The sequence below is a fragment of the Pseudomonas sp. dw_358 genome (assembly GCF_018449655.1).
Classification (GTDB): Bacteria; Pseudomonadota; Gammaproteobacteria; order Pseudomonadales; family Pseudomonadaceae; genus Aquipseudomonas.
Genome location: NZ_JAAVUX010000009.1, coordinates 16,885 through 42,468, shown reverse-complemented (window position 1 = coordinate 42,468; position 25,584 = coordinate 16,885). Strand labels below are relative to the sequence as shown.

The window sequence follows — 25,584 nt, the reverse complement described above, 5'->3', positions numbered from 1 at the left end:
CCTTTCTTCATCGCGCCGCCTGATCACCCCGTTCGACAGACCACCCACCTCCCAACGCCTTCACCAGCTGCACATTGGCACTGAGCTGCCGAGTCTGCAGGTCCAGTACGCTGCTCTGCGCCTGGAGCGCTGTGGTCTGGGCTTCTACCACGTCCAGGTAGCCCGCGCCGCCATCCTTGTATTGCGACAGTGCCAGGCTTTCCGAGTCCTGGGCGGCGCTGGCGGCGTCGCGCTGGTCTTGCAGCGCGCTGCCCAGGACGGCGATCAGGGACAGGTTATCTTCCACTTGCTGGAACGCGCCAAGCACGGTGCTGCGGTAGTGGCTGGCGGCTTCGTCGGTGGCGGCCCGGGCAGCATCCACGCCGGCCTTGCGTTTGCCGCCATCGAGCAGGGTCGCCACCAGCGACGGGCCGATGGACCAGAACAGGTTGGGTGCCGACAGCAATCCGGCGTATTGGTCACTCTGGTAGCCAATCTGCGGGCCCAGGGTGATGGTGGGGAAATAGGCGGCGCGGGCGATGCCGATCCTGGCGTTGGCCTCGGCCACCCGGCGTTCGGCGGCGGCGATGTCGGGGCGCCGTTGCAACAGCGCCGAGGGCACGCCGGTGGGCACGCTGGGCAGTTCGATGCGCGTGGTGTCTACCGGCACATTGAACTGCGCCGGCTGTGCCCCCACCAGAGCGGCGATGGCATGTTCCATCAGCGCTCGCTGGGCCTGGTTCTGTGACAACTGCGACTTGGCCGTGGACAGTTGCGTGCGTGCCCGCGCCACATCGAGGCCGGAAACGATACCGCCGCCATGCAGCCCCTCGGTCAGGCTCAAGGCCTTGGCGAAAGCCTCGGCGGTGGAACTCAGCAGTTGAGCCTGCTGGTCCAGCCCGCGCAGGCGGACGTAATCGTCGGTGAGCTGCGTCTGCAGGCTCAAACGCGCCGAGGCCAGGTCGGCCGCTGCCGCCAGGGCCTCATCGGTACCGGCATTGACGGCGTTGCGCACGCGCCCCCACAGGTCCACCTCATAGTCCAACTCGACGCCCACGGTCGCCGAGTTGTAGGCGCTGGGTCCGCCCGTGGCCCGCAGCGGCCGAGTGTCTGATTGGCGAATGCGCTGAGGGCTGGCGAAACCCTTGAGGCTCGGGAACAGGTCGGAGCGTACCTGCACCAGATAAGCCTGGGCCTGGGCGTAGTGGGCCATGGCCGCACTGAGGTCGGGATTGTTGGAGGCCAGCGTCTCCTGCAGAGTATTCAGGCGCCTGTCGTGGTAAATCGTCCACCAACCGTCACGGTTGATACGGTCGCCCGGTTGCGCCGGGGTCCAGGGGCCGACCGTGCGATAGTGCGCCGCCGCGTCGATGGGCGGCACGTGGTAGGGCGGCGCCATTGAGCAGGCGCCCGACAATACCAGGGCCAATGCAGCCAGGGCGACCGGGGAAGTCCTAGCCATGGTTGCTGCCTTGCGAGGTTGTGTTATTGCTCTGCTGGGGCGGCGCGCTGATTTTCACCGCATCGTTGTCGGCCAGGCCGTCCGGCGGCGTGTCGATGACCCGGTCAGCGGGCGCCAGGCCCGAGGCAATTTCCACCGAGTCGCCGAAGTCCCGGGCAATGGTCACGGTCTTGAACTTGACCTTGTCGTCTCCGTCCAGCGTGGCCACTCGCAGGCCCTTGTCATCGAACAGCAAGGCGCTCGCCGGCAGGCGCAGGGTGTCGGGCTGGACGGGCAGGTTGAACTGCACGTTGGCGAAGGCTCCGGGCATCAAGCGCGCGGCCTTGTTGTCGACCATCAACTGCACGAGCGTCGCACCGGACGCCGGGTTGATCGAGTCCGCCCGGGCCACGACCTTGGCCGTGAAGCTGTCTTTGGGGTATTCCGGCACGGTCAGGCTGGCGCTGGTGCCCTCGCGCACCTGGGCGGCGAACGCCTGGGGCACTTGCACATATACCCGCAGACGGCTGATGTCCGAGACCGCAAACAGCTCGGGCCCGGTACCACCGCTGCCGGCGTTGATCAGCGCACCCACATCGGTGGCCCGGGCAGTGACCACGCCGTCGAACGGTGCCACCAGGCGTTGAAAGCCCTGGGTATCGATCAGGCGCTCGACATTGGCCTTGGCCGAGGCCACTTCCGCCTGCTTGGCGGCCAGATCACCCACGCGCTGATCGACGTCCTGGCGCGACACCGAATCGGACGCCAGCATCACCTGCCAGCGATGGGCCGTGGTCCCGGCCAGTTGCGCATTGGCTTGGCTGGTGGCCAGCTGCGCGCGGGCTTGCAGCAGTTGCTGGTCCAGTTCGGGGGCATCGATCTCGGCGAGCACCTGGCCGGCCTTGACCCGGCCGCCGATGTCCACGCTCCAGGACTTCAGGTAGCCGCTGACCCGGGCGAAGATCGAGGCCCGCTGCCAGGCCTCCAGGCGGCCGGGCAGGCTCAGCTCCGGTCCCTTGTCGGGATGACTGGGGGCCACCAGCACCACCGTGGGCATGGCCTGGGTGTCGGTCCAGGTCTTGAGGTTGCGCGATTCGGTAGCACGCGTGGTGACGCCGGCGGCCACCACCAGGATCACCAGCGCTACCCCGATGATGAGGGCCAGGCGTCCACGCCGAGACCGCCCCGAGCTATGCGTTGACATGTCAGGCCTCCTGGCCGTTGCGTTCGGCAACGGCTTCGCGCCCGTCACGGGCATGGACAATACTGAAAATGACCGGCACCAGGAACAGCGTGGCGCAGGTGGCAAACGTCAGGCCGCCGATCACCGCACGCCCCAGCGGCGCGTTCTGCTCGCCGCCTTCGCCGAGGCTCATCGCCATGGGCGCCATGCCGATGATCATCGACAGGGCCGTCATCAGCACGGGCCGAAACCTTGTGTAGCCGGCCTCCAGCGCCGCTTTCATGGCGTCCCCATGCTCTTGCAGGCGCTCGCGACAGAAACTCACCACCAGAATCGAGTTGGCGGTGGCCACGCCCATGCACATGATCGCCCCGGTCAGCGCCGGCACCGAGAGCGTGGTGTGGGTGGCGAACAGCATCCAGACAATGCCGGCCAAAGCCGCCGGCAAGGCCGTAATGATCACGAACGGGTCGAGCCAGGATTGGAAGTTGACCACGATCAGCAGGTAGATCAACACCACTGCCCCCAGCAAGCCGAAAGACATGCCGTTGAAGGCACTGTTCATGGTCTGCACCTGGCCTTGCAACATGACCTTCGAGCCCTTGGGCAGATCCTTGGCGTGGGCCGCGATGGTGGCCTGGATGTCGGAGGCCACCGCGCCAAGGTCGCGTCCCTGGACCGAGGCATAGACCTCGACCACGGGTTGGATGTCGGACTGGGTCAGCACGGAATTGCTGTGGCTGCGTTCAAAGGTGGCAAGGCCGCCCAGCAACTGACCGCCTGCGCCAGTGCCGCTGGCGCTCAATGGCAGATCATGCAGCGCAACCAGGCTGTCCAGCGTGTACTGCGGGGTTTGCAACACGATGGGGTAGGAGACGCCGTTGGCGCTGTTGAGCCAATAAGTGGGCGCCACCTGGCTGGAACCGGCGAGGTTCACCACCAGGCTGTTGGTGATGTCGCGTTCGGTCAGACCCACCAACTGCGCGCGCGTGCGGTCGACGTTGATTTTGAAGCTGGGCAGCTGCCGTGACTGCTGCAGGCGTGCATCCACGACGCCAGGCACCCGTCGAACATCGCGTAACAGGCCCTCGGCATAGGCGAAGTTGGCCGCCAGGTTGGCGCCCGAGACTTGCAGGTCGATGGGGGCGGGGGAGCCGAAATTGAGGATCTGACCCACGATGTCCGACGGCGGAAAAGAAAACACCACACCCGGAAAGTCCTGGGGTAGCTGTTCGCGCATCTGGCGGACGTATTCGGCGGTGGGCCGGTGGCCCTCATTCAGAGAGATCTGCACGTCGCTGTCCTGTGAGCCGACGGTGCCGGTGTTGTTGTAAGCCATGTTGATCCCGCTGACCGACAAGCCGATGTTGTCGACCACCGTCCCCAACTCCCCGGGCGCAATGATGCTGTGCAGTTTTTGCTCGACCCTATAGACCACTTGAGCGGTGTCCTCGATCCGCGTGCCCACCGGTACCCGCACGTGCATCAGGATCTGGCCGGAATCGACGCTGGGGAAAAAATCGCGCCCCAGAAAAGGCGCCAGGGCAAAGGACGCCAGCACAAAGGCGAAGAACACCAGCAGAAACAATCGGCGACGGTGCAGTACGGCTTCGAGCAGGCCGCGATAACCCTCGCGTACCCGCTCGAAACGAGTTTCGAAGCCTTGCTGGAAACGCACCAGCGGGTTGCGCGAAGGCGGCTTGTGATCGTCTTGCGCGTGGGGCTTGAGCAGAAAGGCGGCCATGGTCGGCACCAGGGTGCGCGACAGAATGAACGAGGCGATCATGGCGAACATCACGGCCTCGGCCATGGGCACGAACAGGAACCGGGCAATCCCGTCGAGGAAGAACATCGGCACGAAAACGATGCAGATGCACAGCAGCGATACGAACGCCGGGGTCACGATCTGGGCCGCACCGTCGAGGATCGCCTCGCGCACCTGCTTGCCCTGTTCCAGGTGCCAGTTGATGTTCTCGATGGTCACCGTCGCGTCGTCCACCAGAATGCCGACGGCCAGCGCCAATCCTCCCAAGGTCATGATATTGAGGGTTTCACCCAGCGCCGAGAGCGTGGCGATGGAGGCCAGAATCGCCAGGGGAATGGATACGGCGATGATTACGGTAGATCGCCAACTGCCCAGAAACAACAGGATCATCAGGCTGGTGAGCGCTGCGGCGATCACTGCTTCGCGGGCCACGCCGCTGATGGCGGCGCGGACGAACAACGACTGATCGCCGATGAAGTCGATCTTCAGGTTGTCCGGTAATGCCGCCTTGGACTCGGCCAGCTTTTCCTTGATGCCGGCAATCACCCCCAGCGTTGAAGCCGACCCTGTCTTGAGTACGGTGATCAGCGCCGAGCGGCTGCCGTTGACGTGAACAATGTTGGTCTGCGGCGGTGCGCCGTCACGCACGTTAGCGACATCACGCATCAGCACCGTCGTGCCATCGGCCGCCTTGATCGGCAAGCTGCCCAGGTCGGCGATGGCCGATGGTGAGTTGTTCAGCTGCATGACGTATTCATAACGGCCGATTTTCTCGGTGCCCACCGGGGTGATCAGGTTCTGCCCGGCCAAGGCATTGGCCACGTCTTGCGCTGACAGCCCGCGGGCCTGAAGCGCCGCCGAGTCGATGTCGATCTGCACCTGCCGCGTCTTGCCGCCGAAGGGGTAGGGCATGGCCGCGCCCGCCACCGAGGTCAGCAGCAGGCGCACGCTGTTGAGGCCCAGGTCGCCGAGCGCCTGTTCGCTCAGGCCTTGCCCGGACAGGGCCAGTTGTATGATAGGAACGGTGGAAGCGCTGTAGTTGAGGATCAGCGGCGGCGTGGTGCCCGGCGGCAACTGGCGCAGGATCACCTGGGCCACCGAGGTCAGTTGGGCATTGGCGGTACTGATGTTGACGTTGGGCTGGAAGTACACTTTGACGATGCCGAAACCGTTCACCGATTCGGCATCGATATGCCGTACGTCGTTGACCGTAGTAGTCAGTACCCGCTCGAAGGGCGACGTGATGCGCCCGGCCATCTGGTCCGGGGGCAAGCCGGTGTACTGCCAGATCACGGCAATGACGGGAATGCGGATTTCCGGAAAAATGTCCGTAGGGGTGCGCCAGGCGGCCAGGGGGCCCACGATAAGGATGAAAATGGCCAGCACCACGAAGGTATACGGCCGATTCAGTGCGACACGCACGATTCCAAGCATGAGGTTTATCCGTACACAAGACAGACAAAAGCTGGCGCGGTTATGAGCGGGGGGGCCGTCGAACGCCTGGCGGGCAGGCACTGGAAAGGGCAGTCGAGCGGCGCTTGGAGAGTGTAGGCGGCACAATGCTGGCGCGTGGTGAGGCTGAAGAAAGTTTTAATCAAGTGCCGGTGGTGTGCCCGTTGACTTGAGGTCAACCTATGAGAGCCGGGCTTGCCCTCGAAGGCATCACCGCGCAGTGCCGACAGACTGCGTCGTCTGCATCGCGCCCAAGGGCTGATCCCCCAGGGTTCAGTGCCACTTGGAAATGTTGCAGGCAAACATAGAACTTCCCGGAAGTCGGTGCCGATGGGCATCAAGCGCAGGTTCACCAAACTCCAGCCGAAAAAAAACCCTGCTTTCGCAAGGTTTCTTTAACTTGGTGCCCCGAGGGAGACTCGAACTCCCACTCCTTTCGAAAACGGATTTTGAATCCGCCGCGTCTACCAATTCCGCCATCAGGGCTTGTGGCGGCGAAGTATAGAGATGCTCCGACCGTTGGTCAATCAGGTTTGATGGTCAAATTTAAAGAAATTTGCTAGACTTTTCAGCCCTGTATAGCCGAACACCATCATGCGCGTCGCTGATTTCTCTTTTGAGCTCCCAGATTCTCTGATTGCACGCCACCCGCTGGCCGAGCGCCATGGCAGCCGGCTGCTGGTGCTGGACGGGCCGAGCGGGGCGCTGGCGCACCGACAGTTTACCGATCTGCTGGAATACCTGCGGCCGGGCGACCTGATGGTGTTCAACAACACCCGGGTGATTCCGGCCCGAGTGTTCGGGCAGAAAGCCTCGGGCGGCAAGCTGGAAATTCTGGTGGAACGTGTACTGGATAGCCACCGTGTGCTGGCCCACGTGCGCTCCAGCAAGTCGCCCAAGCCAGGTTCGATGATCATTCTCGACGGCGGCGCCGAGGTGGAGATGGTGGCGCGGCACGACGCCTTGTTCGAGTTGCGCTTCAGTGACGAAGTGTTGCCGCTGCTGGAGCAGGTCGGGCACATGCCATTGCCTCCTTATATAGACCGTCCCGATGAAGGCGCCGATCGCGAGCGTTATCAGACCGTCTACGCCGAGCGTGCGGGGGCGGTGGCGGCGCCGACAGCGGGGCTGCATTTCGATGAGGTGTTGCTCGAAGCCATTCGCGGCAAAGGAGTGGAGACCGCCTTCGTCACCCTGCATGTAGGCGCGGGCACCTTTCAGCCGGTGCGGGTGGAGAAGCTTGAAGACCACCACATGCACAAGGAGTGGCTGGAAGTCAGTCAGGACGTGGTCGACGCCGTCACCGCCTGCAAACAACGCGGCGGCCGCGTGATTGCCGTCGGGACCACCAGTGTGCGTTCGCTGGAGAGTGCAGCGCGCGATGGCCTACTCAAGCCTTTTAGTGGTGACACCGACATCTTCATTTTCCCCGGGCGGCCGTTCCACGTGATCGACGCTCTGGTGACCAATTTCCATTTGCCGGAATCCACGCTGTTGATGCTGGTGTCGGCGTTTGCCGGTTACCCGCAAACCATGGCGGCCTACGCGGCGGCCGTGGCCAACGAGTACCGCTTCTTCAGTTACGGTGATGCCATGTTCATCACCCGCAACCCGGCGCCGCAAGCCCCCAAGGAAACCGCATGAGCCGCACCTGCCGTATGTCTTTCGAGCTTCTTGCCACTGACGGCAAGGCGCGCCGTGGTCGTCTGGCCTTCCCGCGCGGGGTGGTCGAGACCCCGGCTTTCATGCCGGTGGGCACCTATGGCACGGTCAAGGGCATGCTGCCTCGGGACATCGAAGCCACCGGCGCGCAGATCATTCTGGGCAATACCTTCCACTTGTGGTTGCGTCCGGGCACCGAGGTGGTCAAGGCCCACGGCGACCTGCATGATTTCATGCAGTGGAAAGGTCCGATTCTGACCGACTCCGGCGGATTTCAGGTGTTCAGCCTGGGTGCCATGCGCAAGATCAAGGAAGAGGGCGTGACATTCGCCTCTCCGGTCGACGGTGCCAAGGTGTTCATGGGGCCCGAAGAGTCGATGCAGGTCCAGCGCGACCTGGGCTCCGACATCGTGATGATTTTCGACGAGTGTACGCCGTACCCGGCCGACGAAGACGTAGCCCGGGTGTCCATGGAGCTGTCGTTGCGTTGGGCGCAGCGTTCCAAGAATGCCCACGGCGAGAACACGGCGGCGCTGTTCGGCATCGTTCAGGGTGGCATGCACGAAAGTCTGCGCATGCGCTCTCTGGAAGGTCTCGACAAGATCGGCTTCGACGGCCTGGCCATCGGCGGCCTGTCGGTGGGCGAGCCCAAGCACGAAATGATCAAGGTGCTGGACTACCTGCCGGGTCGCATGCCTGCTGACAAACCTCGTTACCTTATGGGGGTTGGCAAGCCGGAAGACTTGGTCGAGGGTGTCCGCCGCGGAGTCGACATGTTCGACTGCGTGATGCCGACCCGCAATGCCCGGAACGGTCATCTGTTCATCGACACGGGCGTGCTGAAGATCCGCAATGCGTTTCATCGCCATGATGATTCACCGCTCGATCCAACGTGCGATTGCTACACCTGCCAGAACTTCTCCCGGGCTTATCTGCACCACCTGGACAAGTGCGGCGAAATGCTCGGCAGCATGTTGAATACGATCCACAATTTGCGTCATTACCAGGTCTTGATGGCTGGTTTGCGCGAGGCTATTCAACAGGGTACATTGGCCGCCTTTGTCGATGCCTTCTACGCCAAACGCGGGCTGCCTGTGCCGCCTTTGGATTAATTGTCTACGCGATTATTGCGTCAACTTGATGTGTTACTGGAGCGCTGAATGAGCTTTCTGATTCCTGCCGCGTATGCGGATGCTGCTGCGCCTGCTGCTGGCCCTATGGGTGGTGGTTTCGAGTGGGTTTTCCTGGTCGGCTTTCTGGTCATCTTCTATTTCATGATCTGGCGCCCACAGGCCAAGCGTGCAAAAGAGACCAAGAACTTGCTGGGCAACCTGCAAAAAGGCGACGAAGTTGTGACCTCTGGCGGTATCGCCGGCAAGATCAACAAAGTGACCGACGATTTCGTCGTCATTGAAGTTTCCGACACTGTCGAGCTGAAGATCCAGAAGGGCGCCATCGCCGCGACCCTGCCTAAAGGCACGCTCAAAGCGATCTAAGCTGCAGACCTTTACACCCATGTCGGGGCGCGCAAGGCGCCCCGCGTCTTGAACGGGCGGCGTGATGCTGAACAAATACCCTCTGTGGAAATACTTGCTGATCGTGGCCGTACTGGCGATCGGCTTTATTTATTCCGCACCCAATCTCTACCCTGACGACGCGGCCATTCAGGTCAGCGGTGCCAGCTCTGCACTGCAGGTCAACCAGGGTGATCTCGACCGTGCTGGCAAAGCGCTGAGCGACGCTGGCATTCAGGTCAAGGCTGCGACCTTGGCTGAAAACGGCAAGGGCGGCCTGCTGCGTCTGGTCAAGTCCGATGACCAGCTGCCCGCCAAGGACGTGGTCCGCAAGGCGCTGGGAGACGACTATGTCGTGGCGTTGAACCTGGCCCCGACCACGCCGAAATGGCTGCGCAGCATTGGCGCGCACCCGATGAAGCTGGGTCTGGACCTGTCCGGCGGTGTGCACTTCCTGCTGGCAGTGGACATGGACAAGGCCATCGATGCACGGCTGAAAATCTATGAGGCCGACGTCAAGACCGAGCTGCGTAAAGAAAAGCTGCGCTATCGCAGCCTGCCGGCTCAAGGCAACTCGATCCAGCTGGGCTTCGCCGATGCCGACGAGCTGAGTCAGGCTCAGGCGCTGATCCGCAAGAATTACTCCGACTTCGATCTGACCACCAGCACCCGTGGCGATCAACAAGTGCTGAGCATGACGCTGACCCAGGCCAAGCTGGCGGAAATTCGTGAATACTCGATCAAGCAGAACTTGACCACGGTCCGTAACCGGGTCAACGAACTGGGCGTGGCCGAGCCTCTGGTCCAGCGCCAAGGGGCGAGCCGCATCGTCGTCGAGCTGCCGGGCGTGCAGGACACCGCTGAGGCCAAGCGCATCCTGGGCAAGACGGCCAACCTGGAATTCCGCCTCGGCGCAGGTCAGGATGACTCCCGTGCCACCACCGAAACCTTCGAATTCCGCGATGGCAGCCGTCCTCCGGCCGCCGTCGAGCGTGGCCTGATCATCACCGGTGACCAGGTGACCGACGCGTCGGCCAGCTTTGACGAGCACGGCCAGCCGCAGGTGAACATCAAGCTGGACGGCCACGGCGGTGACCTGATGAGCCGCGCCACGCGCAGCAACGTCGGGCGCAGCATGGCGGTGATCTTCATCGAGCAGAAGCCGACCACCACCTATCAGAAGCAGATGGTCGACGGCGTCGAGAAAGACGTGCCGGTACAGACCTTCACCGAAGAGAAGAAGATCATCAGCCTGGCGACCATCCAGTCGCCGCTGGGCGCGCAGTTCCGTATCACCGGCCTCAACGGCCAGGGCGAGTCGTCCGAACTGGCACTGTTGCTGCGTGCTGGCGGGCTGGCCGCGCCGATGTACTTCGCCGAAGAGCGCACCATTGGCCCGAGCCTGGGGGCCGACAACATCACCAAAGGCGTCCACGCTTCGCTGTGGGGCATGCTCTTCGTGTCGCTGTTCATCATGGCCATCTACCGTTTCTTCGGTCTGATCGCCACCATCGCTCTGGCCTTCAACATGGTGATGCTGCTGGCGTTGATGTCCTTGCTGGGGGCCACGCTGACCCTGCCAGGTATCGCCGGTATCGTCTTGACCATGGGCATGGCGGTGGACGCAAACGTGCTGATCTTCTCGCGTATTCGTGAGGAAATTGCCGCCGGCATGACCGTGCAGCGGGCGATCAACGAGGGCTTCGGCCGGGCCTTCACGGCCATTGTCGACGCCAACCTGACCACTTTGCTGGTCGGTGGCATTCTCTTCGCCATGGGTACAGGGCCTGTGAAGGGCTTCGCCGTGACCATGTCCCTGGGTATCTTTACTTCGATGTTCACAGCCATCATGGTGACCCGCGCAATGGTCAACCTGATCTACGGCGGCCGTGACTTCAAGAAGCTGTGGATTTAAGGGGCTGACATGAAAACCATCAACTTCATGGGCGTGCGTAACGTCGCGTTCGGTATCACCCTGCTCCTCACGGTCCTGGCCTTGTTCAGCTGGTTTCACAAGGGGCTGAACTTCGGCCTCGACTTCACCGGTGGTACGCTCATCGAGCTCAACTACCAGAAAGCCGCCGACTTGCCGCAGTTGCGTCAGGAACTGACGGATGCCGGTTATAAAGAGGCCATCGTGCAAAGCTTCGGCGACACCACCGACGTGCTGGTGCGCATGCCGGGTGATGACCCGCAGTTGGGCAACAAGGTCTCCGATGCCCTGCGCAAAGTCGACGTGAGCAACCCGGCTACCGTCAAACGCGTCGAGTTCGTCGGCCCGCAGGTCGGTGAAGAGCTGCGCGACCAGGGCGGCCTCGGCATGCTGCTGGCATTGGGCGGCGTGATGATTTACCTGGCGTTCCGCTTTCAGTGGAAGTTTGCCGTGGGCGCGATCATCTCGCTGATCCACGATGTGGTGGTCACTGTGGGCATCCTGTCGTTCTTCCAGGTGACCTTCGACCTGACGGTACTGGCAGCAGTGCTGGCGATCATCGGCTACTCGCTGAACGACACCATCGTGGTTTTCGACCGGGTTCGCGAGAACTTCCGGGTGATGCGCAAGGCCACGCTGGTGGAGAACATCAACGTATCCACCACGCAGACCTTGCTGCGGACCATGGCGACGTCCATCTCCACCTTGCTGGCGATTTCCGCGCTGCTGTTCTTCGGCGGCGACAACCTGTTCGGCTTCTCCATTGCGTTGTTCATCGGCGTGTTGGCGGGCACCTATTCGTCGGTGTACATCGCCAACGTGGTGCTGATCTGGCTGAACCTGAACAGTGAAGACCTGATTCCACCGGTCTCCAACGACAAGGCCGATGATCGCCCTTGAGCGAAGGCTCTAGGCTGAGCCATTGAGCGATGTAACCCGCTGAAAAGGCGCGAGTATTGAACTCGCGCCTTTTTTTGTACTCCAAGGCTGGGAGTAGCAGGTAACAACTTCGTTACCGAAGTCAGGAGGTTCATCGTGAACAAATCGTTGCTGATTGGTGCAGTGCTGGGGGCTGTCGGTGTCACTGCTGGCGGTGCTGTGGCTACCTACAGCCTCGTCAAGAATAACGGCCCCGACTACGCCGATGTGCTGGCTGTAGAGCCTGTAAACCAGCAGATCAAGACCCCGCGCCAAGAGTGCAAGGACGTCCAGGTGACGCGTCGGCGCGCGGTGCAGGACCAGCATCAAGTGGTCGGCAGTGTGCTGGGTGCGGTGGCGGGTGGCTTGCTGGGGCATCAGGTGGGTGGTGGCCGTGGTAACACATTGGCTACAGTGGCGGGTGCTGTGGGTGGCGGTTATGCGGGCAACAAGGTGCAGGAGCACATGCAGAATGGTGACACCTATACCACTACGCAAACTCGCTGCAATACGGTGAACGACATCAGCGACAAAGTGGTGGGCTACAACGTCAAGTACCAGCTCAAGGGCCAGGTAGGTCAGGTGCGGATGGACCGTGATCCGGGGGCGAAGATCCCGGTGAATGAGCAGGGGCAGTTGGTCTTGGGGCAGAACCCCACCCAGCCCGCTCAGTAGCGTGAAGGAATCCTGGCATAAAAAAAGCACCCCGAAGGGTGCTTTTTTTTTGTGCCCGGAGCGAAAGCTTAGCGTTTCAGCGAAGGCGGCAGGTGCGGCTGGATGGCCGTCAGCACGGCCTTGAAGCATTTGGTGTTGCCCGCGACGATGTGACCCTTTTCCAGGAAATCATGCCCGCCAGTGAAGTCACTGACCAGGCCGCCTGCTTCTTGAATCAGCAGTGCGCCGGCAGCCATGTCCCACTCGGACAGGCCCGACTCCCAGAACGCATCGAAACGACCGGCCGCTACATAGGCCAGGTCGAGGCTGGCAGCACCGGCACGGCGAATGCCGGCGGTCTGGCCGACCAGGGCGCGGAACATGCCCAGGTAGTTGTCCAGGCCATCCATCTGATCGTCACGGAACGGGAAACCGGTGCCCAGCAGGGCGCCTTCCAGGCTGGTGCGACCACTGACGCGCAGGCGACGACCGTTGAGCTGGGCGCCACGGCCGCGGCTGGCAGTGAATTCTTCCTGGCGGACCGGATCCAGCACCACAGCGTGCTCAAGGCGACCACGGTACTTGCAGGCGATGCTCACGGCGAAGTGCGGCACGCCACGCAGGAAGTTGGTGGTGCCATCCAGTGGGTCGATGATCCACAGGTATTCTTCGCCTTCGATGCCGGTGCCGGCGTGCAGGCCGGTTTCTTCCCCGCGGATCGAATGGTTGGGGTACGCCTTGCGCAGGGCGTCGATGATTTTCTGCTCGGCCGCGCGATCTACTTCGGAGACGTAATCCTTGGCGTCTTTCTCATCGACCTTGATGGTATCCAGGCGCTCGATGGAGCGGAAAATCAGTTCACTGGCGCTGCGGGCGGCGCGCAGCGCGATATTCAGCATGGGCTGCATGGACGTTTCACCTAGGTCGTTAAAGAAAGCCGAACATTCTAGCAGAAAAGTTATCCGCCGACAGTGGCCCGTCGGCATTCGTAGCGTTGGGTCGACACCTTCTGTAAGATTTCCTCCCCTTGTGTCCGTTTGTGAGCGTCTGCCTTGCTGGAAAATATCCGCGTCGTTCTGGTCAATACCAGTCACCCCGGCAACATCGGCGGGGCTGCGCGCGCCATGAAGAACATGGGGCTGTCGCGGCTGGTGCTGGTGGATCCGCTGGATTTCCCGTCTGCCGAAGCCGACGCACGGGCCTCCGGTGCCACTGACGTGCTGGAAGGCGCGCAGGTAGTGGCCACCCTCGAAGAGGCACTGGTGGGGTGCAGCCTGGTGCTCGGGACCAGTGCCCGTGACCGGCGCATTCCCTGGCCGCTGCTGGACCCGCGCGAATGCGGCCAGAAAACCATCGAGGAAGCGGGGCAGGGCGCACAGATTGCGTTAGTGTTTGGTCGTGAATATGCCGGCCTGACTAACGAGGAGCTGCAGCGATGTCATTATCACGTGCATATCCCGTCCAATCCCGATTTCAGTTCGCTGAATCTCGCGGCGGCGGTGCAGGTGTTGGGTTACGAGGTGCGGATGGCCTGGCTGGCGGCTCAAGGGCAGCCTTCCAAGGTGGAAAAAGTGGAAATCAACTCGGTGCGCAGTGCTGATCTGGCGACGGCCGACGAGATGGAGTCCTACTTTGGGCATCTCGAGCAAACCCTCGTGGCAATCGGCTTCCTCAATCCGGAGCAGCCCAAACACTTGATGGCTCGCCTGCGTCGGCTCTATGGCCGCAGTTCAGTGAACCGCTCGGAAATGAGTATTTTACGCGGCATCCTCACCGAGACCCAGAAAGTGGCCCGTGGCGATGCGCACAAGCGCAAGGATTGATCCATGTTCGAACGTCTGCGTGAAGATATCCAAGGTGTTTTTCACCGCGATCCGGCGGCCCGCAATGCGTTCGAAGTGCTGACCTGCTACCCCGGCCTGCACGCCATCTGGATTCATCGGGGCGCCCATGCCCTGTGGGTGATGAACTTCAAATGGCCAGCGCGCATGCTGTCCAACTTTGCGCGCTGGATGACCGGGGTGGAGATTCATCCGGGGGCCAAGGTCGGGCGGCGCTTCTTCATTGACCACGGCATGGGCATCGTCATCGGCGAAACCGCCGAAATCGGCAATGACGTGACCCTGTATCAAGGCGTGACCCTGGGCGGCACCAGCTGGAACAAGGGCAAGCGCCATCCCACCCTGGAGGACGGCGTGGTGGTGGGGGCTGGCGCCAAGGTGCTGGGCCCGTTTACCGTGGGGGCCGGTGCCAAGATCGGTTCCAATGCCGTGGTCACCAAGGCCGTGCCGCCCGGTGCCACAGCGGTCGGTATTCCCGGGCGCATCATCGCCAAAGGCGATGGTGAGCAGGATGCCAAGCGCAAGGCCATGGCTGAAAAGATCGGCTTTGATGCCTATGGCCTCAGTGAGGACATGCCCGATCCGGTGGCGCGGGCCATAGGTCAGTTGCTCGATCACCTGCACGCTGTGGACGGCAAGCTCGACGGCATGTGCGGTGCGCTGACCCGATTGGGCAGCGATTACCGGGCAGGCGAGTTGCCGGCGCTGCAAGATGAGGTCTTCGAATGCGTTCAGGGGCGGCAGAAGACCGGATCTTGAACCGGCGTCCATAGGCGTTCGCGATGGCGACAGATGTGTTCGACGGCCCTCGCGGCCTCCTGATCGGCAGCCTTTCCCCACGCCCATTCATTCGTCTGCTATCATTCGCGCCGCAGTTTTGCACGTAATCCCGACTAATGCGCTAGGTCTTGTAGTTGACTAAAACGGTCGGGAATTGCATACTGGTGCCATGTCCTCAATCCCGCAAAACCGTGGTAATAGCCATGCGACTGACAACTAAAGGCCGATACGCCGTGACCGCCATGCTCGATCTGGCGTTGCATGCGCAGCATGGGCCGGTCTCGTTGGCCGACATCTCCGAGCGCCAAGGCATTTCCCTGTCCTACCTTGAGCAGTTGTTCGCCAAGCTGCGCCGCGGAAACCTGGTGTCCAGCGTGCGCGGCCCGGGTGGCGGCTATCAGCTTTCCCGCGACATGCGAGGGATTCAAGTGGCGCAGGTGATCGACGCGGTCAATGAATCGGTCGACGCCACCAAGTGCCAGGGCCTTGGCGATTGTCATGCCGGTGATACCTGCCTGACCCACCATTTGTGGTGTGACCTGAGCCAGCAGATTCACGAGTTTTTGAGTGGTATCAGTTTGGCTGACCTTGTGACTCGCCGTGAGGTGCAAGAAGTAGCCCAGCGTCAGGACCTGCGTCGGTGCTCTACCGGCAAGTCGCAGTTTCTGGACAAGATCGAAACGTCCGCCGTCGAGTAACCACCGTCCAGAGAGTGGCTCGCCTGCCTGATGAGAGCCCGATTTAGGAGAAATTCAATGAAGTTGCCGATTTACCTCGATTATTCCGCCACGACCCCGGTCGACCCGCGTGTTGCGCAAAAAATGAGTGAATGCCTGCTGGTCGACGGAAATTTCGGCAACCCGGCCTCGCGCTCCCACGTCTTTGGCTGGAAAGCCGAAGAGTCGGTCGAAAACGCTCGCCGTCAAGTCGCTGACCTGGTCAACGCCGATCCTCGTGAAATCGTATGGACCAGCGGTGCGACCGAGTCCGACAACCTGGCCATCAAGGGTGTCGCGCATTTTTACGCCAGTAAAGGCAAGCACTTGATCACCACCAAGATCGAGCACAAGGCCGTCCTGGACACCATGCGCCAACTGGAGCGCGAAGGCTTCGAGGTGACCTACCTCGAGCCGCGCGAAGATGGCCTGGTCACCCCGGACATGATCGAGGCCGTGTTGCGTGACGACACCATCCTGGTCTCTGTCATGCACGTGAATAACGAAATCGGTACCATCAATGACATCGCCGCCATTGGTGAGCTGACTCGCTCGCGCGGCATTCTGTTCCACGTCGATGCAGCCCAGTCCACTGGCAAGGTCGACATCGACCTGGCCAAGCTGAAGGTCGACCTGATGTCGTTCTCGGCGCACAAGACCTACGGCCCTAAAGGGATTGGCGCGCTGTACGTCAGCCGCAAGCCTCGCGTTCGCCTGGAAGCGGCCATGCATGGCGGCGGTCACGAGCGCGGCATGCGTTCGGGTACTCTGGCGACCCACCAGATCGTTGGCATGGGTGAAGCGTTCCGCGTGGCCAAGGAAGACATGGCCGCCGAGAACGTGCGGATCAAGGCCCTGAGCGACCGTTTCTTCAAGCAGGTCGAGGGCCTCGAAGAGCTGTACGTCAACGGCAGCCTGACCGCGCGGGTGCCGCACAACCTGAATCTGTCGTTCAACTACGTCGAAGGCGAGTCGCTGATCATGGCGCTCAAGGACTTGGCGGTATCGTCCGGTTCGGCCTGCACCTCGGCATCGCTGGAGCCTTCCTATGTGCTCCGCGCCCTGGGCCGCAATGACGAATTGGCGCACAGCTCCATCCGTTTCACCTTCGGTCGCTTCACTCGCGAAGAAGAAATCGACTACGCCGCGCAGAAAGTAATCGAGGCGGTCACCAAGCTGCGCGCTCTGTCGCCGCTGTGGGACATGTTCAAAGACGGTGTCGACATCTCGAAAATCGAGTGGGCGGCGCACTAAGCAGTCGCCATCAAGAGCGGCTCCCTGATGAGTTTCAGTAAGGATCAATACCATGGCTTACAGTGAAAAGGTCATCGACCACTACGAGAACCCGCGCAACGTCGGCAAGATGGATGCGGAAGATGCAGACGTCGGCACCGGCATGGTCGGCGCCCCGGCGTGCGGCGACGTGATGCGCCTGCAAATCCGTGTCAACGAACAGGGTATTATCGAAGATGCCAAGTTCAAGACCTACGGCTGCGGTTCGGCCATCGCCTCCAGCTCCCTGGCCACCGAGTGGATGAAGGGCAAGAGCCTGGATGAAGCCGTGACCATCAGCAACACTCAGCTGGCGGAAGAACTGGCGCTGCCGCCGGTCAAGATCCACTGCTCTGTACTCGCCGAAGACGCCATCAAGGCGGCCGTGCACGATTACAAGCAGAAGAAAGGCTTGCTCTGACACGCAATACGCAAGGAGTTACCCGATGGCTATCAGCATGACAGAAGCCGCTGCCAACCACGTCCGCCGCTCCCTCGAGGGGCGCGGTAAAGGTGATGGCATCCGCTTGGGCGTTCGCACCACTGGCTGCTCCGGTCTGGCCTATGTGCTGGAATTCGTCGATGCGCCCGCCGGCGAAGACGAAGTGTTCGAGAGCCATGGCGTCAAGGTGATCATTGATCCCAAGAGCCTGGTCTATCTGGACGGCACCGAGCTGGACTTTGTCCGCGAAGGGTTGAACGAAGGCTTCAAGTTCAATAATCCCAACGTGCGCGGCGAATGTGGCTGCGGCGAAAGCTTCAATATCTGAGGCCGGTCGTGGGTACTCCTTGTCATTTTGCCCTGTTTGACCTGCAGCCGAGCTTCCGTCTGGACCTCGATCAACTGGCCGTTCGCTATCGCGAGCTGGCCCGTGAGGTGCATCCCGATCGCTTTGCCGACGGCTCCGAGCGTGAGCAGCGCGTCGCCCTGGAAAAGTCCGCCGGCCTCAACGAGGCTTATCAGACGTTGAAGTCCGGGCCCAGGCGCGCGCGTTATCTGTTGGCCATTGGTGGTCGCGAAGTGCCTCAGGAAGTCACGGTGCACGATCCGGACTTCCTGATGCAGCAGATGCAGTGGCGCGAAGAGCTCGAAGACCTGCAGGACGAAGCGGATCTACCCGGCGTGGCCACATTCAAGCGTCGCTTGAAAGTGGCTCAGACCGAGCTGGATGACAGCTTCGCCGCTTGCTGGAACGACCCGGCGCAGCGTGAGCAGGCTGAACGCCTCATGCGCCGGATGCAGTTCCTCGACAAGCTCTCCTACGAAGTGCGCCAGCTTGAAGAGCGCCTCGACGATTAACCCAGTGCCGCTCCGGTCGCACGCCTGAATTTCAGAAAAGCATGGCCCTACTGCAGATCGCCGAACCTGGCCAAAGTCCTCAACCTCACCAGCGTCGTCTGGCGGTCGGGATTGACTTGGGCACTACCAATTCGCTGGTTGCTGCCCTGCGCAGCGGCTTGTCCGAACCTTTGGCCGACGAGCAGGGGCGGGTCATTCTGCCATCTGCCGTTCGCTATCATGCCGACCGTGTCGAAGTGGGCGACAGCGCCAAAGCTGCAGCCGCAGTCGATCCGCTCAACACCATTCTTTCGGTCAAGCGCCTGATGGGGCGCGGGCTGAGTGACGTCAAACAGTTGGGTGAGCAGTTGCCTTATCGCTTCGTCGGCGGCGAGTCGCACATGCCGTTCATCGACACGGTGCAAGGTCCGAAAAGCCCCGTCGAAGTTTCGGCCGACATCCTCAAGGTCCTGCGTCAGCGGGCAGAAGCCACGCTGGGTGGCGAGTTGGTCGGTGCGGTCATCACCGTTCCCGCCTACTTTGACGACGCCCAGCGCCAGGCCACCAAAGATGCTGCGCGGCTGGCCGGCCTGAATGTCTTGCGTCTGCTCAACGAGCCGACCGCCGCTGCCGTGGCCTATGGCCTGGATCAGCACGCCGAAGGTCTGGTGGCGATCTACGATCTGGGCGGCGGGACCTTCGACATATCGATCCTGCGGCTCACCGGTGGCGTATTCGAAGTCCTGGCCACGGGTGGCGACAGCGCGCTGGGCGGCGATGATTTCGACCACGCCATTGCCAGCTGGATTGTTCAGCAGGCCGGTATTTCTTCGGACCTCGACCCCGGTGCCCAACGCAACCTGCTCCAGGCCGCCTGCGCCGCCAAGGAAGCCTTGACCGACGCTGACAGCGTCGAAGTCGCCTACGGCAGCTGGCGTGCGCCATTGTCACGTGAGGCGTTCAACGCACTGATCGAGCCCATGGTTGCCCGCAGCCTCAAGGCGTGCCGACGTGCGCTGCGCGACTCCGGTGTCGAGCTCGACGAGGTCGGTGCCGTGGTCATGGTCGGTGGTTCCACTCGCGTGCCGCGTGTGCGCATGGCGGTCGGTGAGCTGTTCGGCCGCGAACCCCTGACTGAAATCGACCCTGATCAGGTGGTGGCCATTGGCGCCGCGATCCAGGCCGATACCCTGGCCGGCAACAAGCGCGACGGCGGCGAGCTGCTCTTGCTGGATGTGATTCCGCTGTCTTTGGGGCTTGAGACCATGGGCGGCCTGATGGAAAAGATCATCCCGCGCAATACCACGATTCCGGTGGCTCGCGCTCAGGATTTCACCACTTATAAAGACGGTCAGTCCGCGCTGCTGGTGCATGTGCTGCAAGGTGAGCGCGAGCTGATCAGTGATTGTCGCTCGCTGGCGCGTTTCGAGCTGCGTGGCATTCCTGCCATGGTTGCCGGTGCCGCTAAAATCCGCGTGACCTTCCAGGTGGATGCCGACGGTTTGCTCAGCGTCTCCGCTCGCGAGTTGGCGTCGGGTGTCGAGTCGAGCATCCAGGTCAAGCCTTCCTACGGTCTGACCGATGGCGAAATCGCCAGGATGCTGAAGGATTCCTTCCAGCACGCCAGCGGTGACAAGGTCGCCCGCCAGCTGCGCGAGCATCAGGTAGATGCCGAGCGCCTGCTCGAAGCCGTTGAGGGCGCAATCGAGGCTGACGGCGACCGTCTGCTCGACGACGAAGAGCGCATGGTCATTCAATTGCAGATGGCCGAGCTGCGTGAACTGGCCCGGGGCAATGATGGCCCGGCTATCGAACAGCAGACCAAGCGCTTGTCCCAAGTGACCGATGCCTTTGCTGCTCGCCGTCTGGATTCTACGGTCAAAGCCGCTCTGGCCGGGCGCAACCTGAATGAAATCGAGGAATAACTGATGCCGCAGATCATTTTTCTGCCCCACGCTGAACACTGCCCGGACGGCATGGTGGTCGAGGCCGAAACCGGCAAATCGATCCTGGAAGTCGCGCACGACCATCACATCGAAATCGAAAGCGCTTGCGGGGGCGTCTGCGCCTGCACCACCTGTCACTGCATCATTCGCGAGGGTTTCGACTCGCTGAAGGAAGCCGATGATCTGGAAGAAGACTACCTGGACCGCGCCTGGGGCCTTGAAGCCCATTCGCGGCTGAGCTGCCAGGCCGTGGTCGGGACGGAAGATATCACCGTCGAAATCCCGAAATACTCCCTTAACCATGCCGCCGAAGCGCCGCACTGAGCCCTGGAGCCGACATGAGTCTGAAATGGGTTGATGTGCAGGAAATTGCTATCCAGTTGGCCGAACTTCATCCTGAAGTCGACCCTCTGTCGGTGAATTTCGTCAAACTTCGCAATCTGGTGATGGCGCTACCTGAATTCGATGATATCGCTGATCGCGGTGGCGAAAAGGTGCTTGAGGCCATTCAAGGGCTGTGGATCGAAGAGCGGGACTGATCGCTTCTGTCTACGCTTCATCTGTACGGCTGTGGTGAGGGCCCCGAGCAAGCTCGGGAACCGCCCGGCGGGGCCAACCGCCAGGCACAGCCGCCGATACCTTTCATCGTTAGGCAATCCCAAAGAACCCGCGTATAATTCGCGGGTTTAATTTTTCGCTTCAATCAACGTTTCTGGAGTTTCACCATGGCTGTTCAACGTACTTTCTCCATCATCAAGCCTGACGCCGTTGCAAAAAACGTGATCGGCGAGATCACCACTCGTTTCGAGAAAGCCGGCCTGCAGGTCGTGGCTTCGAAACTCAAGCAACTGTCCAGGGCCGAGGCCGAAGGCTTCTACGCCGAGCACAGCGCTCGTGGCTTCTTCGGTGAACTGGTTGCTTTCATGATCTCCGGCCCGGTTGTCGTACAGGTTCTGGAAGGCGAAAACGCCATCGCCAAAAACCGCGAACTGATGGGTGCTACCAACCCTAAGGAAGCCGCTGCCGGTACCATCCGCGCCGACTTCGCCGACTCCATCGACGCCAACGCCGTGCACGGTTCGGACTCCGAAGCCGCCGCCGCTCGCGAAATCGCTTATTTCTTCGCTGCTACTGAAGTAACCACTCGTAAAGCCTGAGGCTTTTGAGTGAAGGTGAAACCATGACTGCATTGACTGGCAAGACAAACCTGTTGGGTCTGACTCAACCGGAAATGGAACAGTTCTTCGACTCGATCGGGGAGAAGCGCTTTCGTGCCGGTCAGGTCATGAAATGGATTCACCATTTTGGCGTCGACGATTTCGACGCCATGAGCAATGTCAGCAAGGCCTTGCGCGAAAAGCTCAAGGCCTGCGCTGAAATCCGCGGCCCCGAATTGGTCAGCGAGGACATTTCCAGCGACGGCACCCGTAAATGGGTGGTGCGCGTGGAGTCCGGCAGCTGCGTCGAGACCGTTTACATCCCCCAGGGCAAGCGTGGCACCTTGTGTGTTTCGTCCCAGGCGGGCTGTGCCCTGGATTGCAGTTTCTGCTCCACCGGCAAACAAGGCTTCAATAGCAACCTCACCGCCGCCGAAGTGATCGGCCAGGTGTGGATTGCCAACAAATCTTTCGGCAGTGTCCCGGCAACCGTCGACCGTGCCATCACCAACGTGGTGATGATGGGCATGGGCGAGCCGCTGCTGAATTTCGACAACGTCGTGGCGGCCATGCACCTGATGATGGACGACCTCGGCTACGGTATCTCCAAGCGGCGTGTGACCTTGTCCACGTCGGGGGTGGTGCCGATGATCGATGAACTGGCCAAGCACATCGACGTCTCCCTGGCCTTGTCGCTGCACGCGCCCAATGATGCGCTGCGCAGTGAGCTGGTGCCGATCAACAAGAAATATCCGCTCAAGATGTTGCTTGATTCCTGCCAGCGCTACATGTCGGCACTGGGCGAGAAGCGGGTGTTGACCATCGAGTACACCTTGCTCAAGGACGTCAACGACAAGCTCGAGCACGCGGTCGAGATGGTCGAGCTGCTCAAGAGTATTCCTTGCAAGATCAACCTGATCCCTTTCAACCCGTTCCCGCATTCGGGTTACGAGCGGCCCAGCAACAATGCCATTCGTCGCTTTCAGGATCATTTGCATCAAGCGGGTTTCAATGTCACGGTGCGCACCACGCGCGGTGAAGACATCGACGCGGCCTGCGGACAATTGGTCGGGCAGGTGATGGATCGCACCCGCCGCAGTGAGCGTTATATCGCCGTGCGCCAGTTGGCTGCCGATGACGTACCGCAATCTGCTGCATTGCGCACTTGAAGCGCTGAAACGGATTACCGAGGATCTTTATGACGCTGCGCGCCGCGCTCTTTCTGTTGTTCGTCAGCTTGCTGACAGGGTGCGTCACCACGGGTAAAACCAACCCGATGGATAGTCGAAAAGGTCGCGATCAGGCGCGTGCAGCCTACGTACAGCTAGGATTGGGCTACCTTCAGGAAGGTAATGTCGAGCGTGCCAAGACGCCGTTGCGTCAGGCTCTTGATCTGGACAGTTCCGACCCGGACGCCAATGCGGCGCTGGCATTGGTATTTCAGGCCGAAGGCGAGAATGGTCTGGCCGAGCAACATTTCCGCAAGGCGTTGAGCAGTCGCAGCGATGACGCGCGGATCCTCAACAATTACGGCAGCTTTTTGTACGAGCAAAAGCGCTACAAAGATGCTTACGATATGTTTCAGAAGTCGGTCGCCGATCCGCTTTACACTGAGCGCTCGCGGGTGTTTGAAAACCTCGGGATTACCTCGCTGGCCTTGGGGCAGCGGGACCAGGCCGAACAGTTTCTCGAACGCGCCCTGCGATTGAACAACAAACAACCGCGCGCATTGCTGGAAATGGCTGAGTTGTCTTACGAAGACAGGCAATATGTGCCAGCCCGGAACTATTACGAGGGCTACAGCCAGATCAGCGAGCAGAATGCCCGCAGCCTGTTGCTGGGGATCCGCCTGGCAAAGGTGTTTCAGGACAAGAACAAGGCCGCCAGCCTGGGCCTGCAACTTAGAAGACTCTATCCCGGTACGCCGGAATACAAGCAATACCTGTCGGAGCAAAGATGAAAGCGGCGCATCCCGAAGTTGTAGCAGCGACTCGCGTAAATCCGGGTGAGACCTTGCGTCTGGCCCGCGAAAGCCGTGGCTGGTCGCAGGCTGAAGTGGCCAAGAAACTCAACCTCACGGTCAGCTCGCTGAGCAACCTTGAAACCGGCGCGTTCGACAAGCTGCCGGGGCATACCTTTGCTCGCGGCTATATCCGCGCGTACGCCAAGTTGCTGGACATGGACCAGAGCGTTCTGGTGCAGGCCTTCGACCACATCACCGGCACCAACGCCCAGGGCAGCAACGTGCATGGCCTGGGTCGTATCGAAGAACCGTCGCGTCTGGCGCACAACATCCTGCGCATCGTCAGCCTGCTGTTGCTGGTGCTGGTGATAGGCGGTGGATTCTTCTGGTGGAAGGAACAGGCCGACCAGCGCGCGAAAGACACGCCGCCCCTGGCCATGGAGCATGTCGAAGTCGAAAGCGCCGATGGCACCACCCAGATTCATCCCCTGGACGGGCCGGACACCACTACCGACGCCAAACCCGTGCAGCCTGATACGCCGGCAGCGCCAGCGACAGCCACCGATCCGGCCCTTGCCAGTGTGCCGGTCAACCCAAGCCCGGCGGCCACCCAACCTTCGGTTCCGAGCGGTGTTCCGGCCCCGACCGTGACCGCCCCGGTCAAGCCGGCGACGGCAGCCGCAGCGCCGGCAACACCGGTTGCTGCGGCACCGAGCGCGACTCCGGTTGCCCCGGCCGCAGGCGAGGGCCAAGTGGCTATCCAGTTTGTCGACAACTGCTGGATCGACGTCAAGGACGCCAGCGGCAGAAGCCTCTCGAGCGGCGTCAAGAAGAAAGGCGACAGCATTTCCGTCAACGGCAAACCGCCGTTTTCGATCCGCCTGGGCTTTGCCCGTGGCGCGCAGGTCAGCTACAACGGCCAACCGGTCGACTTGAAACCATTCACCTCCGGCGAGACTGCTCGCCTGAAGCTGGGGCAATAAGTCATGCACGGTGAATCACCTATCAAACGACGCGTATCGCGCAAGATCTGGGTCGGCTCCGTACCCGTCGGTGGCGATGCCCCGATTGCAGTGCAGAGCATGACCAACACCGACACCAATGACGTCGACGCCACTGTTGGCCAGATCGAACGTCTGGTGGCGGCGGGCGTGGACATCGTCCGCGTTTCGGTACCCGACATGGATGCAGCCGAGGCCTTTGGCCGGATCAAACAGCGAGTGCAGGTCCCCCTGGTGGCCGACATCCACTTCGACTACCGCATCGCTCTGCGCGTGGCCGAGCTGGGCGTCGACTGCCTGCGCATCAACCCCGGCAACATCGGTCGCGAAGACCGTGTGCGTGCGGTGGTCGACGCCGCCCGTGATCGTGGCATCCCGATCCGTATCGGGGTCAATGCCGGTTCTCTGGAAAAAGACTTGCAGAAGAAGTACGGCGAGCCGACGCCCGAGGCGCTGGTGGAGTCGGCCTTGCGCCATGTCGAGCACTTGCAGCGCCTGGATTTCCAGGATTTCAAGGTCAGCGTCAAGGCTTCCGACGTGTTCATGGCCGTCGAAGCCTACCGGTTGCTGGCCAGGCAGATCGTCCAGCCCCTGCACCTGGGGATCACCGAAGCGGGCGGTTTGCGCTCGGGTACAGTGAAATCCGCCGTGGGCCTAGGTATGCTGCTGGCCGATGGCATCGGTGACACCATTCGTATTTCTCTGGCGGCCGATCCGGTGGAGGAAGTGAAGGTCGGTTACGACATCCTCAAGTCTCTGCGCCTGCGCTCACGTGGCATCAACTTCATCGCCTGCCCGAGCTGCTCGCGGCAGAACTTCGATGTGGTCAAGACCATGAACGAGCTGGAAGGGCGCCTGGAAGACTTGCTGGTACCGCTGGATGTGGCTGTGATCGGTTGCGTGGTCAACGGTCCGGGGGAAGCCAAGGAAGCCCATGTGGGCTTGACCGGGGGTACACCGAATCTGATCTACATCGATGGCAAGCCAGCCCAGAAGCTGACCAACGACAATCTGGTGGACGAGCTTGAACGGCTGATCCGGCAGAAAGCGGCTGAAAAAGTCGAGGCCGACGCGGCGCTGATCGCCCGCGGCTGAACCGTACGCCGCTTAATAAAGAGTTTTTAAGGA

25 protein-coding genes and 1 tRNA gene are annotated in these 25,584 nt (G+C 61.5%); 21 read left to right on the top strand and 5 right to left on the bottom strand.

What is annotated here, in order from left to right; genetic code table 11:
* Nucleotides 1–7: 7 nt before the first annotated feature.
* The 4 genes from HB675_RS14815 to HB675_RS14800 form a co-directional block, all read right to left on the bottom strand.
* On the bottom strand, nucleotides 8–1,441 hold the full coding sequence (locus tag HB675_RS14815) for an efflux transporter outer membrane subunit (RefSeq protein ID WP_213879082.1): 1,434 nt from the start codon (nucleotides 1,439–1,441) through the stop codon (nucleotides 8–10).
* Nucleotides 1,434–2,624, bottom strand: coding sequence for an efflux RND transporter periplasmic adaptor subunit (locus HB675_RS14810; RefSeq protein ID WP_213879081.1), 1,191 nt, complete (start codon nucleotides 2,622–2,624; stop codon nucleotides 1,434–1,436). Before HB675_RS14810 ends, HB675_RS14815 begins: the two co-directional genes overlap by 8 nt.
* Before the next feature lies 1 nt (nucleotide 2,625).
* A complete protein-coding gene (locus tag HB675_RS14805) occupies nucleotides 2,626–5,802 on the bottom strand; it encodes an efflux RND transporter permease subunit (RefSeq protein WP_213879080.1) in 3,177 nt (1,058 codons plus the stop codon).
* 419 nt (nucleotides 5,803–6,221) lie between these two features.
* A tRNA-Leu gene (locus tag HB675_RS14800) sits at nucleotides 6,222–6,306 on the bottom strand.
* 108 nt (nucleotides 6,307–6,414) lie between these two features.
* Between HB675_RS14800 and queA the strand changes: the two genes are divergently transcribed.
* From queA to HB675_RS14770, 6 genes are all read left to right on the top strand, one after another.
* Entirely contained in the window at nucleotides 6,415–7,464 is a 1,050-nt protein-coding gene (gene queA / locus HB675_RS14795) for a tRNA preQ1(34) S-adenosylmethionine ribosyltransferase-isomerase QueA (RefSeq protein ID WP_213879079.1), read from the top strand.
* Between the two features lie 14 nt (nucleotides 7,465–7,478).
* Nucleotides 7,479–8,594, top strand: coding sequence for a tRNA guanosine(34) transglycosylase Tgt (tgt, locus tag HB675_RS14790; RefSeq protein WP_213879239.1), 1,116 nt, complete (start codon nucleotides 7,479–7,481; stop codon nucleotides 8,592–8,594).
* 48 nt (nucleotides 8,595–8,642) lie between these two features.
* Entirely contained in the window at nucleotides 8,643–8,978 is a 336-nt protein-coding gene (gene yajC, locus HB675_RS14785) for a preprotein translocase subunit YajC (RefSeq protein WP_213879078.1), read from the top strand.
* 64 nt (nucleotides 8,979–9,042) lie between these two features.
* Entirely contained in the window at nucleotides 9,043–10,911 is a 1,869-nt protein-coding gene (gene secD, locus HB675_RS14780) for a protein translocase subunit SecD (protein WP_213879077.1), read from the top strand.
* Nucleotides 10,912–10,920: 9 nt separating this feature from the next.
* Nucleotides 10,921–11,829 (top strand): protein translocase subunit SecF, encoded by a 909-nt coding sequence (gene secF / locus HB675_RS14775; RefSeq protein WP_213879076.1) that lies wholly within the window; start codon nucleotides 10,921–10,923, stop codon nucleotides 11,827–11,829.
* A 135-nt stretch (nucleotides 11,830–11,964) separates the two neighbouring features.
* Entirely contained in the window at nucleotides 11,965–12,522 is a 558-nt protein-coding gene (locus HB675_RS14770; RefSeq protein ID WP_213879075.1) for a glycine zipper 2TM domain-containing protein, read from the top strand.
* Between the two features lie 68 nt (nucleotides 12,523–12,590).
* Here HB675_RS14770 and suhB read toward each other — a convergent pair whose 3' ends face one another.
* On the bottom strand, nucleotides 12,591–13,409 hold the full coding sequence (gene suhB / locus HB675_RS14765) for an inositol-phosphate phosphatase (RefSeq protein WP_213879074.1): 819 nt from the start codon (nucleotides 13,407–13,409) through the stop codon (nucleotides 12,591–12,593).
* Between the two features lie 144 nt (nucleotides 13,410–13,553).
* Between suhB and trmJ the strand changes: the two genes are divergently transcribed.
* The 15 genes from trmJ (at nucleotide 13,554) to ispG (ending at nucleotide 25,551) form a co-directional block, all read left to right on the top strand.
* Nucleotides 13,554–14,324 (top strand): tRNA (cytosine(32)/uridine(32)-2'-O)-methyltransferase TrmJ, encoded by a 771-nt coding sequence (gene trmJ, locus HB675_RS14760; RefSeq protein ID WP_213879073.1) that lies wholly within the window; start codon nucleotides 13,554–13,556, stop codon nucleotides 14,322–14,324.
* Between the two features lie 3 nt (nucleotides 14,325–14,327).
* Nucleotides 14,328–15,101 (top strand): serine O-acetyltransferase, encoded by a 774-nt coding sequence (gene cysE, locus HB675_RS14755; protein WP_213879072.1) that lies wholly within the window; start codon nucleotides 14,328–14,330, stop codon nucleotides 15,099–15,101.
* Nucleotides 15,102–15,325: 224 nt separating this feature from the next.
* The gene (gene iscR, locus HB675_RS14750) at nucleotides 15,326–15,820 is read left to right on the top strand and encodes a Fe-S cluster assembly transcriptional regulator IscR (RefSeq protein ID WP_213879071.1); all 495 of its coding nucleotides are present in this window, start codon (nucleotides 15,326–15,328) and stop codon (nucleotides 15,818–15,820) included.
* A 57-nt stretch (nucleotides 15,821–15,877) separates the two neighbouring features.
* Nucleotides 15,878–17,092 (top strand): IscS subfamily cysteine desulfurase, encoded by a 1,215-nt coding sequence (locus HB675_RS14745; protein ID WP_213879070.1) that lies wholly within the window; start codon nucleotides 15,878–15,880, stop codon nucleotides 17,090–17,092.
* Nucleotides 17,093–17,144: 52 nt separating this feature from the next.
* Nucleotides 17,145–17,531 (top strand): Fe-S cluster assembly scaffold IscU, encoded by a 387-nt coding sequence (iscU, locus tag HB675_RS14740; protein ID WP_213879069.1) that lies wholly within the window; start codon nucleotides 17,145–17,147, stop codon nucleotides 17,529–17,531.
* A gap of 25 nt (nucleotides 17,532–17,556) precedes the next feature.
* Nucleotides 17,557–17,880, top strand: coding sequence for an iron-sulfur cluster assembly protein IscA (iscA, locus tag HB675_RS14735; RefSeq protein ID WP_213879068.1), 324 nt, complete (start codon nucleotides 17,557–17,559; stop codon nucleotides 17,878–17,880).
* Nucleotides 17,881–17,888: 8 nt separating this feature from the next.
* Entirely contained in the window at nucleotides 17,889–18,410 is a 522-nt protein-coding gene (gene hscB, locus HB675_RS14730; RefSeq protein ID WP_213879067.1) for a co-chaperone HscB, read from the top strand.
* Between the two features lie 41 nt (nucleotides 18,411–18,451).
* Nucleotides 18,452–20,314, top strand: coding sequence for a Fe-S protein assembly chaperone HscA (hscA, locus tag HB675_RS14725; protein ID WP_213879066.1), 1,863 nt, complete (start codon nucleotides 18,452–18,454; stop codon nucleotides 20,312–20,314).
* A 3-nt stretch (nucleotides 20,315–20,317) separates the two neighbouring features.
* Nucleotides 20,318–20,659, top strand: coding sequence for an ISC system 2Fe-2S type ferredoxin (gene fdx / locus HB675_RS14720; RefSeq protein ID WP_213879065.1), 342 nt, complete (start codon nucleotides 20,318–20,320; stop codon nucleotides 20,657–20,659).
* Nucleotides 20,660–20,673: 14 nt separating this feature from the next.
* Nucleotides 20,674–20,874, top strand: coding sequence for a Fe-S cluster assembly protein IscX (iscX, locus tag HB675_RS14715; protein ID WP_213879064.1), 201 nt, complete (start codon nucleotides 20,674–20,676; stop codon nucleotides 20,872–20,874).
* A gap of 186 nt (nucleotides 20,875–21,060) precedes the next feature.
* The gene (ndk, locus tag HB675_RS14710; protein WP_213879063.1) at nucleotides 21,061–21,492 is read left to right on the top strand and encodes a nucleoside-diphosphate kinase; all 432 of its coding nucleotides are present in this window, start codon (nucleotides 21,061–21,063) and stop codon (nucleotides 21,490–21,492) included.
* Between the two features lie 23 nt (nucleotides 21,493–21,515).
* Nucleotides 21,516–22,661 carry a 23S rRNA (adenine(2503)-C(2))-methyltransferase RlmN gene (gene rlmN / locus HB675_RS14705; protein ID WP_213879062.1) on the top strand — a complete coding sequence of 382 codons (1,146 nt, stop codon included), beginning with the start codon at nucleotides 21,516–21,518 and terminating at the stop codon, nucleotides 22,659–22,661.
* Nucleotides 22,662–22,690: 29 nt separating this feature from the next.
* Nucleotides 22,691–23,452, top strand: a complete 762-nt coding sequence (gene pilW, locus HB675_RS14700) for a type IV pilus biogenesis/stability protein PilW (protein WP_213879061.1) — start codon at nucleotides 22,691–22,693, stop codon at nucleotides 23,450–23,452.
* Complete coding sequence (locus tag HB675_RS14695) at nucleotides 23,449–24,438, top strand: RodZ family helix-turn-helix domain-containing protein (protein ID WP_213879060.1); 990 nt, start codon at nucleotides 23,449–23,451, stop codon at nucleotides 24,436–24,438. The genes pilW and HB675_RS14695 overlap by 4 nt, the downstream gene beginning before the upstream one ends.
* A gap of 3 nt (nucleotides 24,439–24,441) precedes the next feature.
* Nucleotides 24,442–25,551 (top strand): flavodoxin-dependent (E)-4-hydroxy-3-methylbut-2-enyl-diphosphate synthase, encoded by a 1,110-nt coding sequence (ispG, locus tag HB675_RS14690; RefSeq protein WP_213879059.1) that lies wholly within the window; start codon nucleotides 24,442–24,444, stop codon nucleotides 25,549–25,551.
* Nucleotides 25,552–25,584: the final 33 nt, after the last annotated feature.

Excerpts from the sequence above, each read along its gene's own strand:
- HB675_RS14815 (WP_213879082.1), bottom strand. The coding sequence starts at position 1,441 with ATGGCTAGGACTTCCCCGGTCGCCCTGGCTGCATTGGCCCTGGTATTG.
- HB675_RS14810 (WP_213879081.1), bottom strand. The coding sequence starts at position 2,624 with ATGTCAACGCATAGCTCGGGGCGGTCTCGGCGTGGACGCCTGGCCCTC.
- HB675_RS14805 (WP_213879080.1), bottom strand. The coding sequence starts at position 5,802 with ATGCTTGGAATCGTGCGTGTCGCACTGAATCGGCCGTATACCTTCGTG.
- queA (WP_213879079.1), top strand. The coding sequence starts at position 6,415 with ATGCGCGTCGCTGATTTCTCTTTTGAGCTCCCAGATTCTCTGATTGCA.
- tgt (WP_213879239.1), top strand. The coding sequence starts at position 7,479 with ATGTCTTTCGAGCTTCTTGCCACTGACGGCAAGGCGCGCCGTGGTCGT.
- yajC (WP_213879078.1), top strand. The coding sequence starts at position 8,643 with ATGAGCTTTCTGATTCCTGCCGCGTATGCGGATGCTGCTGCGCCTGCT.
- secD (WP_213879077.1), top strand. The coding sequence starts at position 9,043 with ATGCTGAACAAATACCCTCTGTGGAAATACTTGCTGATCGTGGCCGTA.
- secF (WP_213879076.1), top strand. The coding sequence starts at position 10,921 with ATGAAAACCATCAACTTCATGGGCGTGCGTAACGTCGCGTTCGGTATC.
- suhB (WP_213879074.1), bottom strand. The coding sequence starts at position 13,409 with ATGCAGCCCATGCTGAATATCGCGCTGCGCGCCGCCCGCAGCGCCAGT.
- cysE (WP_213879072.1), top strand. The coding sequence starts at position 14,328 with ATGTTCGAACGTCTGCGTGAAGATATCCAAGGTGTTTTTCACCGCGAT.
- iscR (WP_213879071.1), top strand. The coding sequence starts at position 15,326 with ATGCGACTGACAACTAAAGGCCGATACGCCGTGACCGCCATGCTCGAT.
- HB675_RS14745 (WP_213879070.1), top strand. The coding sequence starts at position 15,878 with ATGAAGTTGCCGATTTACCTCGATTATTCCGCCACGACCCCGGTCGAC.
- iscU (WP_213879069.1), top strand. The coding sequence starts at position 17,145 with ATGGCTTACAGTGAAAAGGTCATCGACCACTACGAGAACCCGCGCAAC.
- iscA (WP_213879068.1), top strand. The coding sequence starts at position 17,557 with ATGGCTATCAGCATGACAGAAGCCGCTGCCAACCACGTCCGCCGCTCC.
- hscA (WP_213879066.1), top strand. The coding sequence starts at position 18,452 with ATGGCCCTACTGCAGATCGCCGAACCTGGCCAAAGTCCTCAACCTCAC.
- fdx (WP_213879065.1), top strand. The coding sequence starts at position 20,318 with ATGCCGCAGATCATTTTTCTGCCCCACGCTGAACACTGCCCGGACGGC.
- iscX (WP_213879064.1), top strand. The coding sequence starts at position 20,674 with ATGAGTCTGAAATGGGTTGATGTGCAGGAAATTGCTATCCAGTTGGCC.
- ndk (WP_213879063.1), top strand. The coding sequence starts at position 21,061 with ATGGCTGTTCAACGTACTTTCTCCATCATCAAGCCTGACGCCGTTGCA.
- rlmN (WP_213879062.1), top strand. The coding sequence starts at position 21,516 with ATGACTGCATTGACTGGCAAGACAAACCTGTTGGGTCTGACTCAACCG.
- pilW (WP_213879061.1), top strand. The coding sequence starts at position 22,691 with ATGACGCTGCGCGCCGCGCTCTTTCTGTTGTTCGTCAGCTTGCTGACA.
- HB675_RS14695 (WP_213879060.1), top strand. The coding sequence starts at position 23,449 with ATGAAAGCGGCGCATCCCGAAGTTGTAGCAGCGACTCGCGTAAATCCG.
- ispG (WP_213879059.1), top strand. The coding sequence starts at position 24,442 with ATGCACGGTGAATCACCTATCAAACGACGCGTATCGCGCAAGATCTGG.